The organism is Tetzosporium hominis, assembly GCF_002265435.1.
In the GTDB taxonomy this organism is placed as follows: domain Bacteria; phylum Bacillota; class Bacilli; order Bacillales_A; family Planococcaceae; genus Chryseomicrobium; species Chryseomicrobium hominis.
In genome coordinates this window covers 1-270 of the sequence record NZ_NOKQ01000305.1, presented here as the reverse complement: position 1 = coordinate 270, position 270 = coordinate 1, and the positions used below count along the sequence as shown (strand labels likewise).

Sequence of the window (270 nt, the reverse complement as noted above, 5' to 3'; positions counted from 1 at the left end):
AAAGCACTTCAAAGTCTGCGCTCGGTTCTGGTGCTGGTAACACTGGAGATTTCCTTATCGTCAATAATGGTATAAACGCGACAAATTATATAGACCCGGATGTAAGCGACCAGAATGTTGTCGGAAATGCATAAAGCAGCCTCTTCCTTAGAAGCAGGCTGCTTTTTGGTTATAAGATTAAATCATTTCAAGCGATACGGCTGTACCTTTGCCGCTTGGTTCAGCCGGATGCACAATCAGCTTTTTCGGCAGCCTTGCCCGAAGTTCCTG

Annotated in this window: 2 protein-coding genes; one reads left to right on the top strand and one right to left on the bottom strand. The window is 45.6% G+C overall.

What is annotated here, in order from left to right; translation table 11 throughout:
* On the top strand, positions 1-134 hold a 134-nt coding region (locus CF394_RS13540), incomplete at its 5' end, for a spore germination protein (RefSeq protein WP_207761734.1).
* 43 nt (positions 135-177) lie between these two features.
* Here the strand turns inward: CF394_RS13540 and CF394_RS16350 are convergent.
* Positions 178-270: hypothetical protein (locus CF394_RS16350; RefSeq protein ID WP_439332879.1), on the bottom strand; the 93-nt coding region annotated here is incomplete at its 5' end.